This is a genomic window from Enterocloster aldenensis, assembly GCF_003434055.1.
Lineage (GTDB): Bacteria > Bacillota > Clostridia > Lachnospirales > Lachnospiraceae > Enterocloster > Enterocloster aldenensis.
Genome location: NZ_QVEX01000001.1, coordinates 256,390 through 269,599 on the forward strand (window position 1 = coordinate 256,390; position 13,210 = coordinate 269,599).

Annotated in this window: 12 protein-coding genes; 1 reads left to right on the forward strand and 11 read right to left on the reverse strand. The window is 52.8% G+C overall.

What is annotated here, in order from left to right; all coding sequences use genetic code 11:
• Positions 1-13: 13 nt before the first annotated feature.
• From DWX59_RS01175 to ftsH, 7 genes are all read right to left on the reverse strand, one after another.
• Positions 14-487: an LURP-one-related/scramblase family protein gene (locus DWX59_RS01175; protein ID WP_117555510.1), complete on the reverse strand. Its 474-nt coding sequence runs from the start codon at positions 485-487 to the stop codon at positions 14-16.
• Between the two features lie 330 nt (positions 488-817).
• Positions 818-1,798 (reverse strand): ABC transporter permease, encoded by a 981-nt coding sequence (locus DWX59_RS01180; RefSeq protein ID WP_008718748.1) that lies wholly within the window; start codon positions 1,796-1,798, stop codon positions 818-820.
• A gap of 16 nt (positions 1,799-1,814) precedes the next feature.
• Positions 1,815-2,933: an ABC transporter permease gene (locus DWX59_RS01185; RefSeq protein WP_117555513.1), complete on the reverse strand. Its 1,119-nt coding sequence runs from the start codon at positions 2,931-2,933 to the stop codon at positions 1,815-1,817.
• On the reverse strand, positions 2,926-4,458 hold the full coding sequence (locus tag DWX59_RS01190) for an ABC transporter ATP-binding protein (RefSeq protein WP_117557145.1): 1,533 nt from the start codon (positions 4,456-4,458) through the stop codon (positions 2,926-2,928). The genes DWX59_RS01185 and DWX59_RS01190 overlap by 8 nt, the downstream gene beginning before the upstream one ends.
• A gap of 160 nt (positions 4,459-4,618) precedes the next feature.
• Positions 4,619-5,896 (reverse strand): BMP family ABC transporter substrate-binding protein, encoded by a 1,278-nt coding sequence (locus DWX59_RS01195; protein ID WP_117555515.1) that lies wholly within the window; start codon positions 5,894-5,896, stop codon positions 4,619-4,621.
• Positions 5,897-6,148: 252 nt separating this feature from the next.
• Positions 6,149-6,433, reverse strand: a complete 285-nt coding sequence (locus DWX59_RS01200) for a DUF6809 family protein (protein ID WP_117555517.1) — start codon at positions 6,431-6,433, stop codon at positions 6,149-6,151.
• 262 nt (positions 6,434-6,695) lie between these two features.
• Positions 6,696-8,579 carry an ATP-dependent zinc metalloprotease FtsH gene (ftsH, locus tag DWX59_RS01205; RefSeq protein WP_117555519.1) on the reverse strand — a complete coding sequence of 628 codons (1,884 nt, stop codon included), beginning with the start codon at positions 8,577-8,579 and terminating at the stop codon, positions 6,696-6,698.
• A 310-nt stretch (positions 8,580-8,889) separates the two neighbouring features.
• Here ftsH and DWX59_RS01210 point away from each other — a divergent pair, with 310 nt between their 5' ends.
• Entirely contained in the window at positions 8,890-9,390 is a 501-nt protein-coding gene (locus tag DWX59_RS01210; RefSeq protein WP_117555521.1) for a MarR family winged helix-turn-helix transcriptional regulator, read from the forward strand.
• Between the two features lie 189 nt (positions 9,391-9,579).
• Here the strand turns inward: DWX59_RS01210 and DWX59_RS01215 are convergent, their stop codons facing one another.
• The 4 genes from DWX59_RS01215 to DWX59_RS01230 all read right to left on the reverse strand — a co-directional run bounded on the left by DWX59_RS01215 (position 9,580) and on the right by DWX59_RS01230 (position 13,140).
• A complete protein-coding gene (locus DWX59_RS01215) occupies positions 9,580-10,329 on the reverse strand; it encodes an amino acid ABC transporter ATP-binding protein (RefSeq protein WP_117555523.1) in 750 nt (249 codons plus the stop codon).
• Positions 10,319-11,011 carry an amino acid ABC transporter permease gene (locus DWX59_RS01220; protein ID WP_117557147.1) on the reverse strand — a complete coding sequence of 231 codons (693 nt, stop codon included), beginning with the start codon at positions 11,009-11,011 and terminating at the stop codon, positions 10,319-10,321. Before DWX59_RS01220 ends, DWX59_RS01215 begins: the two co-directional genes overlap by 11 nt.
• Positions 11,012-11,256: 245 nt before the next feature.
• Positions 11,257-12,102 (reverse strand): basic amino acid ABC transporter substrate-binding protein, encoded by an 846-nt coding sequence (locus DWX59_RS01225; protein ID WP_117555524.1) that lies wholly within the window; start codon positions 12,100-12,102, stop codon positions 11,257-11,259.
• Positions 12,103-12,279: 177 nt separating this feature from the next.
• Positions 12,280-13,140 (reverse strand): bifunctional 5,10-methylenetetrahydrofolate dehydrogenase/5,10-methenyltetrahydrofolate cyclohydrolase, encoded by an 861-nt coding sequence (locus DWX59_RS01230; protein ID WP_117555526.1) that lies wholly within the window; start codon positions 13,138-13,140, stop codon positions 12,280-12,282.
• Positions 13,141-13,210 lie beyond the last annotated feature (70 nt).

Genomic DNA, 13,210 nt, shown 5'->3' on the forward strand with positions numbered 1-13,210 from the left:
ATCCGCCTCACTGTCATTTATCCGATGAACATTTTGCAGCATCGATTGCCAGGGCCGCCATAAGCACATACAATGCGTCTTCCGGGTTCCCAATCTCAAGCACATATGTATCAGTCAGCTTAAACAGCTGCTTGGACAGCCCCGCTACCCGTCTCCCCATGGCATCCTCTATGTAATAATCCCATTCCAGGATATCCCCGGCAATATGCCATCCCCTGACATCCATCTTAAAAGACGGCCTGAAAAATGTAAATTCCTTCCACACCTCGCCCACCAGCTGTTCACCCGCATACAGCCGGAACCTTGGCAGAAAAGTAAGCACCTCCTGCTTAACAGTACCCAGATGCCCTCCCTGGGCATCATATATCTCCAGCCTGTGCCCCCAGGCCAATTTCCCCTGGACCGTATAAACCGTCCTGCCTTCCTCATCAAAAACATCATAACTGTCAAACCACGAAAAAAACCTCTGCCGGAACAATAACTTCATCCCATATCCCCTTTCTCCGGCCCATACCCGGCCATAGTCCAAAATCCTTATGGAATCATCCGCTTCTAATCATAACAGCATAATCCCCCTTGTCAAGTCATCCCAAAAACTCCCAATCCTTTACCTACCACAAACCAACAATCCCACGCCTCTTTTTTGAAGCGTCAGCGGACGTCCGCCGTCACTCCACCACCCCTCTTTGAAGCGCCAGCGGACGCCCACCACCTGCCGGGTTAAAGACCGGATGGCGCTGCAGCATTCGGCCGCAGCGCCATCCTGATCCTCCAGCGGACGGAATCCCCGCCCCGTCCGTATCCATCCTGACCTACCCTATCTCTCCTCCCTGAAATAAGCCAGCCCCAGACTCTCCGGCGGCTGGTACTCCCTTTTCTTCCTCAAGCTGGTAATCACCAGCACCACAATGGTCACAACATATGGCAGCGCCTTAAAAATCTCCTGGGCCCCCCTGTCCAGTCCCGGGATATAGAGATAAAGGATATACAGGCCGCCAAACAATATGGAGCCCCAGATTGCATTGACCGGCTTCCACAGTGCGAAGATTACAAGTGCAATGGCCAGCCAGCCCCTGTCGCCGAATCCGTTATTGGTCCAGGTCCCGCCGGAATACTCCATCACAAAGTACAGTCCCCCAAGTCCGCTGATACCGCCGCCCACACAGGTGGCCAGGTACTTGTACGCAGTCACGTTAATGCCCGCTGCATCCGCGGTTGCCGGACTCTCGCCCACAGCCCTCAGGTTCAGCCCCTTCCTGGTCTTACCCAGGAAGAAAGCCAGTACAATTGCCAGGAGGACCGCCAGATAGGTAAGGAATCCATAGGAAAACAATACCTGCCCCACCACTCCCAGCTTAGAAAGCCCAGGAACCGGCGTCTTGTAGGCCGCGCCCGTAACCGCCACGGAAATCTGTCCCACGCCGCCTGCCAGCTTTGCAAGGGAGCCGCCGAAGAAGTTACCGAAGCCCACGCCAAAGGTAGTCAGGGCCAGACCCGTGACATTCTGGTTGGCCCGCAGCGTAATGGTAAGCACACTGTACACCAGACCGCCCAGGGCCGCGCATGCGAATGCGCACAGGAAGGAAATCAGCATCCCCACAAAGCCGTTAGGTGTCCCCACTGAATTTTCATATAAAAATGCACCAATCAGTCCTGCAATCCCGCCCATGTACATCATCCCGGGAATACCCAGGTTCAGGTTGCCGGACTTCTCCGTCATGATTTCGCCCAGGGCGCCGTACAGAATCCCTATGCCCTGCCCAATGGCCTTCTGAATGAATATAACTAAAAATCCCATATCCTTGTCCTCCCTCCTAAGCCTGTGTGTCTTTGCGCCTGCTGCGCACCGCTACTTTGTAATTGATGAAAAACTCACAGCCCAGGATAAAGAACAGGATGATTCCCGTTATGACATCAGAGGCATTTTCATTCAGGTTGAACTGGGACGCGATCTGTCCTGCGCCCTTCTGCATGAATACCAGGAAAAAGGATACCAGGACCATGGCAAATGCATTGAACTTGCTGAGCCATGACACTATGATTGCTGTAAATCCCCGTCCTCCCGCCGTGCTGGTGGATATGGTGTGGCTTGCGCCGCTTACAATGATAAAACCGGCAATGCCGCAGATAGCCCCGGACAGGGCCATGGTGCGAAGGATTACCTTCTTCACATTGATACCCGCGTACCTGGCCGTGTTCTCACTCTCACCCACCACAGCAATCTCATACCCCTGCTTGCTGTATTTCAGGTAAATGAACATGGCCAGGGTCAGAGCCAGGACGATTACCAGGTTCCACCCGTAGTCCAGCCCAAAAAGCTTGGGAAGCCAGCCGCCTTTTGTAGCGGAGTTGATGGTGCCCACCGAGTTGGACCCCTTTGGGTTCTCCCAGAAGATAATGCAGTATGTGATGACCTGCATTGCCACATAATTCATCATCAGTGTAAATAGTGTCTCATTGGTATTCCAGTATGCCTTGAAAAATGCCGGGATTGCAGCCCAGACCATGGCGGACAGCGCGCTTCCCGCCAGCATCAGCGGGAACAGCAGGATTGGCGGAAGGGAATTACCCAGATAAATCATCATGGCCGCCGATGTGACGCCCCCGATCAGGACCTGCCCCTCGGCGCCGATATTCCAGAACCGCATCTTAAATGCCGGGGTAATACCGATTGCAATACACAACAGGACCAGGGTGTCCCGTATGGTCATCCAGACACGCCGTTTGGTTCCCACCGCTCCGTCAAACACCCCTTTGTATACTTCAATGGGATTCAGGCCAGTAAGCGCGAAGATAACGCCTGCACAGACAATCAGGGATATGAGGACCGCCGCCAGCCTGATAAGCCACGCCTTGTACGGCTCTATGCCGTCACGTTTGGATATATGCATCAGAGGTTCCTTTACCGATACCGCTGTCATTTCCTTACTCACTCTGGTCACCTCCTACTTTTGTCATCATCAGGCCCACGCCCTCTTTGGTGGCTGTCCTGCCGTCCACGATACCGCTTATCCGGCCGCCGCACAGCACCAGGATACGGTCGCACAGTTCCAGAAGCACATCCAGGTCCTCTCCCACACAGATGACCGCCGCCCCCTGCTGCTTCTGTTCATTGAGCAGATGGTAGATGGTATAGGATGAATTGATGTCCAGCCCCCGCACAGGGTAGGCAACCATAAGTACCTTGGGATTGGAGGAAATCTCGCGTCCCACCAGAACCTTCTGCACATTTCCGCCGGACAGCTTGCGCACCGGCGTGGTGACGCCCGGGGTCACCACCTCCAGCTCCTCGATGATATGCTCCGCCAGGCTTCTGGGCGTCTTCCTGTCCGCAAAGAAAGGACGGCCGTTCCGGTAGCCCCTGAGCATCATGTTGTCCGTCATGTCCATGGAACCCACCAGTCCCATGCCCAGCCTGTCCTCAGGCACAAAGGAGAGCTTTACGCCCAGCTTGCTGATGGCGGAAGCCGCCATGCCTTCCAGGTTCTTTTCCCCGCCCTCTGGCGGATAATATGTAATGGTTCCCGACTCCATGGGCTGTAAGCCCGCAATGGATTCCAAAAGCTCCTTCTGTCCGCTTCCCGCGATTCCGGCCACCCCCAGTATCTCTCCGCTGTATGCGGTAAAGGTGGCGTTATCCAAAGTCCTGACACCTTCCTTATTCACACAGGTGACCCCCTGTACCTCCAGTCGCTTCCGGGGATTGACAGGCTCCGGGCGGTCGATGTTCAGGCTGACCTTCTTGCCTACCATCATTTCGGTCAGGGACTCCTCCGTTGCCTCGGCTGTCTGCACGGTCCCGATGTACTGGCCCTTGCGCAGCACGGAAACCCGGTCTGACAGCGCCAGCACCTCATGGAGTTTATGGGTGATGATGATGATGGAATGGCCTGCCTCGCGCATGTTGCGCAGGACCGCGAAAAGACGGTCTGTTTCCTGGGGCGTGAGGACTGCCGTCGGCTCGTCCAGGATCAGGATGTCCACGCCGCGGTACAGGAGCTTGACAATCTCCACGGTCTGTTTCTGGGATACGGACATGGTGTATATCTTCTGGTCCGGGTCCAAATCGAAGCCGTATCTGCCTGTCAGTTCATTAATCCGTGCCGCCACGCTTTTCATGTCCAGGATTTCTTTTCCCGAAAGGCCCAGGATGATGTTTTCCGCCGCGGTCAGGACATCCACCAGTTTAAAATGCTGGTGGATCATGCCGATTCCCAGTGCAAATGAATCCTTGGGCGAACGGATGGCCACCTCTTTTCCATTCACATATATCTGCCCCTCATCCGGGTAGTAGATTCCCGATATCATGTTCATGAGGGTGGTCTTCCCGCTTCCGTTCTCACCCAGGATGGACAGTATCTCCCCCCGCCTGACAGACAGGCATACTTTGTCATTGGCAGTTACCTTGCCGAATCGTTTTGTGATGTTTTTCAGTTCAATTGCGTATTCTTGGCTCACCCGGCAGACCTCCATTTTTATTATTTTTATCTTGCTTGCGGCAGGGCGCTGTACCAATCCGCCATGCACCCCAATGCCTCCGTGGAAAAAAGCGGAGCCAGTCAGATAGCTCCGCTTTTGCAGCTTTTACAAATTCACCCAGCTTGGAATCTGCGGGAATTTAATTGTCAATTGTCTTGATTCCGTCAATCAGTATGTCGAATGCGGGCGCGGATGCAAATTCGGACTCATGGAAATATCCGTCGGATATGTACTCGTTGCCGTCATCCTTCTTATATGAATCCAGTGTCTTGCCTTCAACGGTCCATGTGGAGGTATCGAACACATGGAGCTCACCTGCTGCCAGTTTGGCCTCAACCTCTTCCACCTTTTCCTTGGTTCCCGGAGCAACTGCTGCTTCGTTCAGTTCAGTAATCAGCACTGCGCCGTCTGAGAAGCCCTTGCACCAGTCAACCGGGATTTCGGTTCCGTCCACAACATGCTGCACGGCCTCGGTTACATACGCACCCCAGTTATTGGTGGAGGATGTAAGGGCCTGGGTAGGAGCAGTGGCAATCATGGAAATGTTGTAGCCCACACAAGGAACGCCCGCTGCCTCACATGCGGTGGGGGCGCCGGTTGTATCGGCGTGCTGGCTGATAAGCACGCAGCCATCGGAAATCAGGGCGTCTGCCGCTTCCTTCTCCAGGTCAAAGCTGGCCCAGCTGTTGGTGTACTTAACTTCCATGGTGGCATCCGGGCATACGGAGCGCACGCCTAAGAAGAAGGAGGTATATCCGCTGATAACCTCAGCATACGGATAAGCGCCCACATAACCGATCTTGCAGGCATCCTTTGCAACGGTCCCGTCCTCTATCATCTGGTTCAGCTTCATTCCGGCCACCACGCCGGACACATAACGCGCTTCGTAAATAGCAGTGAAATAGTTGTGCATGTTGCTCAGTCCGCTGGAAGCTGCCTGGAAACCGGTGGCATGGCAGAACTGGACCTCAGGATATTCCTTGGCTGCCTCAATCACATAGGACTCATGCCCAAAGCTGTTTGCAAATACAATCTGGCATCCCTGGTCAGCCAGATCCATGGCCGCATCCTGAGCAGTCTCATCCTCCGGGATATTCCATTTAACGATAATCTGGTCATCGGCCAGGCCAAGGGCTTCCTTCATCTCCATGGCGCCTTTATAATGTGCGGCTGTATAGCCCTCATTCTCATCACCGATGAATACAAAACCAACCTTTAAGTCTTCCTTTGCAACACCGCCTGCAGGCGCTGCCTCTTTTGCCTCTGTCTCCCCTGCATCCGCCGCAGTGGTGTCTGCCGCTGCTTCTGTGGATGCCGGCGCCGCGGTCGTGTCTGCTGTTCCGGAACTGCCGCAGGCTGCTAATGACAATGTCATCACACCCGCCATTGCTACGCTGACTAACTTACGTAATTTCATAATGCTCTCCTCCATGAAGTTTGGTATAGGCGCATCCAGACGAAAATACGTCAGGTATTGGCTGCCATTGCCCCTGACGTTCCATTGATGTCCTATCCGTTAAAATGTAACACAAATACGTAGTTAAGTATATCACTTTTTCCATCATTGTCAATATTAACCATATATTTAAAACAATTTTATACACAATAAAGCGGGATTGGTTTAATTTATCACCAATCCCGCCTTATATTCTTAAGCTACGCTTATAGTTCAGGCATGCTCACGTCCATTTTCACTGAAAACCTCGCACATGATCCCGGCGCCCAGACGGAATCCCTGACAGAACGTCTCAGACTTTTCCAGATACGTAAGCTCCAGATAATGCTCCATCAGGCAGTCAAACTCCGCCTTCATCCCCGCATCCAGCTTCTCTGTAAAGCGTTCCACTTCCTTTAAGGATTCCCTGCACATGGCCTGGTATTCCGCTGAATCCTGCATGGCACAGTCAGCGGGGTGCAGATCCCCAGTATAAAGCATGTTCAAAATTCTTCCCATTCCTGTTCCTGCCTTTCATCTATCTGTATATAACAGGGTCACAGGTCATGTAATGTCAGTTCCCGGCTCCTCACTGCCTATCTTCCCTTCACAAAATCCCTTATCATCCCATCATCCATCCCGGACGCGCCCGGCCGACCGCTTCTGCTTCCGGCAGAAGGGAATACCGGACACGCCAGGATCCGCTCATCTTCAGGCACTGGCCCGGGGAAGCATTCATGCCCCTGCCCCGTCTATACTTCCAGAATAGCACAGCCCCAGGTCAATTGCAATGGACGGACTGCTCCTTATTAAATATTTCCATGAATTCCTCGCCCGTAATGGTTTCCTTCTCCAAAAGATAGGCGGCAATCTCATGCAGCTTTCCTTCATTTTCCCTGAGGATATCAAGAGCCTTGGCATGCTGCCCCTTCACGATGCCGACCACCTGCTCGTCAATGCGTTTCGCTGTCTCAGGCGCACAGGCCAGGGAGGTGTCGCCGCCCAGGTACTGGTTGGTCACTGTCTCCATGGCAACCATGTCGAATTCATCGGTCATGCCATAGCGCGTCACCATGGCCCTTGCAATCCTGGTGGCCTGCTCAATATCATTGGATGCGCCTGTTGTGATGGAATGGAAGATCAGTTCCTCCGCAGCGCGCCCTCCTGTAAAGGTGGCAATCTTATTCAGCGCCTCCTCCTTGCTCATGAGATACCGCTCCCCCTGCTCCACCTGCATGGTATAACCCAGGGCGCCGGAGGTCCTTGGTATGATGGTAATCTTCTGCACGGGCGCGGACTGGGTCTGGCAGGCAGCCACCAGGGCATGCCCCACCTCGTGGTATGCCACGATTTTACGCTCTTCCTGGGAAATGACCGCGTTTTTCTTCTGATATCCCGCGATGACGGTCTCCACGCTTTCTTCCAGATCCCCCTGGACAACCGCGCCGCGGCCCATGCGTACGGCCCGCAGCGCCGCCTCATTGATGATATTGGCCAGTTCTGCGCCGCTGGCCCCTGCCGTGGCCCTGGCAATAGCGCTGTAATCCACGTCATCGGACATCTTGACATTTCGTCCGTGTACCCTTAAGATGGCCTCCCTTCCCTTTAAGTCGGGCAGTTCCACCGGAACACGCCTGTCAAAACGGCCCGGACGCAGAAGCGCCTTGTCCAGTGATTCCGGACGGTTGGTGGCAGCCAGGATCACAACCCCTTTCTTGCCGTCAAATCCATCCATCTCGGTCAGAAGCTGGTTCAGGGTCTGTTCCCGCTCATCATTGCCGCTCATGCCGCCGCCGTCCCGCTTCTTGCCGATGGTGTCAATCTCATCAATGAATACAATACAGGGCGCCTTATCATTGGCCTGCTTAAAGAGGTCGCGGACCTTGGCAGCGCCCATGCCCACAAACATTTCCACGAACTCAGAACCGGATATGGAGAAAAACGGTACATGGGCTTCTCCGGCCACCGCCCTGGCAAGAAGGGTCTTGCCGGTTCCGGGAGGGCCTACAAGCAGGGCGCCCTTTGGAAGGTTTGCACCGATATCCGCATACTTCTGGGGGTTGTGGAGGAAATCCACAATCTCCTTTAAGGCGTCCTTGGCTTCCTCCTCGCCCGCCACATCCGCAAATGTGATTCCTGTTTCATTCTCCGCATAGATCTTAGCATTGGACTTGCCGAAGGTCATGGCATTGCTGCCGCCCATACGCTTGGAAAGCATGCGTCCCATGATCTGCCCGATGATCACAAACATCAGGATTGGGGCCACCCATGACATCAGGAAGCTGAGGAGCGGGGATGCCTTGGTGGGAATCTCCCTGGAATAATTATCCACCTTTCCCTCATCCTTGGCCGTTTCCAGACGCTGGGCCAGATTATCCCCGGGCAGGGGGCCTGTCTTATAGGAAGCAACGTTCCACTGCTGGTCCTTAGTGGAAAACTGGATCTGCGTCTCATCGCTGCTCATATATACATCTTTCACATTGCCTGCATCCAGCTGCGTGATGAACTCACTGTATGGCACCTCCACGGTATGCTCCATCATGGGGAATACCAGTGCGTTCAGTATCATGACAATCAGGATGACCAGGAAATAATAGTAAATAAACGGTTTCTTGGTTGGACCGTCCTTCATATCCCGCTTTCCATTATCTTCATTCACACCCATATAGGTTCTCCTTTTCTTATTCATACTCTTCTATAGTATCGCCAATTACATATCGGCCTATTACGGCCGGCAGTGACAGTTACGCTGGCAACACCGGTCATGCAGCGCAGTTCCATACAGCACAGCGTCATCCGCCATCCACCTGTAAGATAATACGAAATGCAAAATTTGTCAATCTTTTATTGTAAAACTTTATTTACTTTTAATATTTATTGACATTTAACCAGGAATATGGTACAACGGGTACAGAGAACAGGCGCGCTGGTTTTGTCCGGATATCCGTGCCCTGACAGAGGAGGTATTTATAAACATGACTGACCATACCCCGGATTACAGGACGGTAGGGGAACATTTCCTGGATTTTACCATCACATTTTTTAATCTGGCAAAAAGCAAATACCAGCAGCAGAACCAGATTAAAGCCAACTCCGTGGGTTTCCAGGCCCTTATATTGTTAAACCAGACCGGACGCAGCGCCCCTACCATGTCGGAACTGGCGGCACGGCTGGAAATCACCAAGCAGCAGCTGACCAAACTGGTCAATGACCTGGAGGAAAAAGGCCTTGTCAAAAGGGAGCATGATTCCAGGAACAGGCGCCAGGTCTATCTGTACATCACGCCCACCGGTGCCGCCATTGTCAGCCAGCTAAAGGAAGCCATGCTCAGCTGCACCGTGGCCGGTCTGGCGGGATACTCCGAAGAGGAACTGGAGGAACTGGACAACTGTCTCCTGAAACTCTCCGTCTTGCTGTCCAGATTCAACCCGGATGCGCCCGGAGCCGTGAAGTGCCCGGAGTTTCCAAGTCTGTGAACAGAAGCAGAGGGCCGTGACCTTTCATATGAAGAAAAGGAAACGAATAATAAGATACCTAAAAGCTAAAATCCAGGAAATCCCTTTCCCTCAGGCAAATGGACAGCTGCCGTAATGAAACGGAACTGGCCATATGGCTGAAAGTCCGGAATTTCCTGGATTTTCTATTTTCATAATTAAGGAACTGTCTTACAGCACCTTGCTGAGGAAGGATTTCAGCCTCTCATTCTTCGGATTCCCAAAGAATTCTTCCGGAGCAGCTTCTTCCATGAAATATCCCTCATCCATGAACATGACACGGTTGGCAACCTCCCTGGCAAAACCCATTTCGTGGGTAACCACCACCATGGTCATCTTTTCCTTTGCAAGGTCGCGCATAACGCTTAAGACCTCTCCCACCATCTCAGGATCCAAAGCAGATGTTGGCTCGTCAAAGAGCATCACGTCCGGTTTCATGCAAAGGGCCCGCACAATGGCAATACGCTGTTTCTGCCCGCCGGAAAGCTGGCTTGGGAATGCATGGGCCCTGTCAGCCAGGCCCACGCGTTCCAGAAGCTGCATGGCTTCCGTCTCCGCTTCCTGCTGGCTTTTCCCCTGCAGCTTCATAGGCGCAAGAGTCAGGTTCTTCATGATATCCATGTGGGGGAACAGGTTAAACTGCTGGAACACCATGCCCATCTTCTGCCGGTGCTTGTCAATATTGACCTTGGGGTCCGTGATATCCGTTCCCTCAAAGAAAATATGCCCCTGGGTAGGTTCCTCCAGAAGGTTCAGGCAGCGCAGGAAGGTACTCTTGCCTGAGCCAGAAGGCCCCACCACGAAAACCACGTCGCCCTTGTATATATTTACATTGATTCCCTTTAATACGTGGATGCTGCCAAAACTCTTTCCCAGGTCCTGTACCCGGATTAACGGCTCCTTATTCATATTAGCGCTCATTCTGCCTTAACCTCCTCTCCAGAATCTGAATCAGCTTTGTAAATATCATGACAATGATAAGATAAATCAGGGCAACTGCAATCAAGGGCATGAACGCGCTGTATGTTCTGCTTCGGATAATATCACCGCCCTTGGTCAGATCCTGGATTGCGATATATCCGGCCACGGATGTCTCCTTTAACAGGGAAATGAACTCGTTGCACAAGGTGGGCAGCACGGTCTTAAACGCCTGGGGCATGATGATATACCACATGGTCTGCGCATAATTAAACCCAAGGCTCCGTCCGGCTTCCATCTGGCCCCCGTCAATGGACATGATGCCGCTTCGGAATATCTCAGCCACATATGCGCCGGAATTGATGCCAAAGGCCAGGATGGCCACCAGGACCTTGTCAATCCTCACGCTGCCAAAAAGCACGAAATAGATGATTAACAGCTGTACGATTACAGGTGTGCCGCGGATTACGGTCAGGTACACTTTGCAGATGGCATTTAACAGCTTAAGCTTGTGGGTCTTTTCGTAGGTAGAACGTATCATGCCCACAATAAAGCCCAGGACAATTCCCATCAGGCAGGCAAAAAGTGTAATAATCAACGTTGTCTTGAGACCGTCTGTCAGATACTTCCAGCGGTTCTCAGAAACAAAGTTCAGGTAAAATGCATCTGTAAACGTGTTCCACATGCTCATCATCCTCTGCTCTCCATTCTATAGTTAACCCGTAAAAACTGCCGCAGCCTGCCGGAACAAATCCTGTTTCCTTCCCGCAGCCTGCGGCAGTCCAATACCGGCCCATTATGCCAATGCCGGCACTCTCATGTCGTTATTCATGTCTTTATGCCAGTCGTTCCAGCCAGTGCCGCCAAACGAATCTGCATCGGGCGGCGCTGGTACCGCCAGACATGCATGCGCCTCACTGGTCCGGCTGATTATTCCGCCTTGATGTACTTGGCAACAATCTCATCCAGGGTTCCGTTATCCTTAAGGGTCTTTAATGCGCCGTTGATTTTCTCCAGCAGCTCGGTATTGCCCTTCTTAACAGCGATTGCATATTCCTCATCGGTGAAGGATTCCTCAAGGATCTTCAGGCCTTCGGTCTGTGCAACAAATGTCTTGGCCGGTTCGCCGTCGATTACAACAGCGTCAATCTTGCCCTGGCTTAATGCCTGGACAGCCTCAAAACCCTTGTTGTAACGCTCTACGGTGGTGCCGTCTGCTTCCAGGTCAGACACATAGATGTCACCTGTGGTTCCCTGCTGTACGCCCACGATAACGCCTGTCAGGTCATCCGGAGAGGCGATTGCGCTGTCTTCCTTTACAATGATTTTCTGGGAAGCCTTTGCATAAGTATCAGTGAAATCCACGGACTGCTTACGGTCTTCCGTCACAGTCATGCCTGCCAGGCCCATATCAGCCTTGCCGGAAGTAATCTCAGGAATGATGGAGTCAAATGCAATATCCTCAATCTCCAGCTCCATGCCAAGCTCGTCAGCAATGGCCTTTGCAATCTCTGCGTCAATACCGACGATTTCGCCGCCGTCATGGTATTCATATGGCGGGAACTCTGCATTGGTTGCCATAACCAGTACGCCGCCTGCTGCTTCTGTCCCAGCTGCCTCTGCGCTTGTTTCCTCTGTCTTCTCAGCCGCAGTGGTATCAGCCGTATCTGCTGCAGTGGTATCAGCCGCCGTGGTCTCTTTTGCACCGCCGCCGCATGCGGTCAGGGAAGCTGCCATAAGTGCTGCCATGGTCAAAGCCAAAACTTTCTTCTTCATAATTACTCTCCTCTTTTCTTTTATGCATCAAAATGCATAACTATAAATAATTATTAACGTTTTATATTATAAAGCATTTTTTAAGTTTAGCAAGAGGAAATTACGGGAATCCGGCCTATTTTTTTATTTTCTTCGGTTTTCCGGCCCTCTGCATCCATTTGCACACGCCCTGGGCCCCTATCTGTCAACAGCCGGCTGTCCTGCCTTCATCCCTGCCGCCCTCAGGAGATGCTTGGCCAGCACCGCCGTGGTCACCGCGCCCACGCCTCCCGGGACAGGGGTTGCCATGGATGCTGTCCCGGAAATGGAATCCATATCCACATCCCCGCACAGTTTTCCATCTTCATCCACATTGATGCCCACATCAATCACAACCGCGCCCTGGCCCACGTATTCCTTATCCAGCATTTTGGCGCGTCCCGCGGCAGCCACCAGGATTTCTGCGGATTGGCAGGCGCCCTTCAGGTCCGCTGTCCTGGTGTGGCAGATGGTAACGGTTGCATTTTCCTTAAGCATCAGCATGGACAGGGGGCGTCCAACCACCATGCTGCGCCCCACAATGGTCACGCGTTTCCCGCTTATGGCAATCCCGTTGGCCTTCAGGACTTCGATGACGGCTTCCGCCGTACATGGGGCAAATCCCGTGCCGTCCCCTGCAAATACCTTTGCAATATTGGAAGGCGATATCCCGTCCAGGTCCTTTGCCGGGTCAATGACCCGTTCAATATCCGCCTCATGAATCTGCTTTGGAAGGGGACGCAGCAACAGGATCCCGGTCACATCCTCGTCCTGGTTGATGTTGATGAACGCTTCCTTAAATTCCTGGTGGCCTATATCCTCAGGAAATACGTAGGACTGCACCCGAAGCCCAAAGCTCTCCATCTTTTTAGTGGCCCCCCGCTCATATGACATGTCGTCCGGGCGTTCCCCCACCCTGACAATCGCAAGCTTCGGCACGTTCCCGCCCAGTTGTTCAAGCATCTGGGCTGCCTGCTCCTTCATCTTTGCAGATACCTCTGCACCTTTCAGTAATTCCATGGCTGTCTTCCTTTCTGACTTTGTGAAAATTGATGGATCCTTACATCCCCCGGGCGTACAGACGGGGATG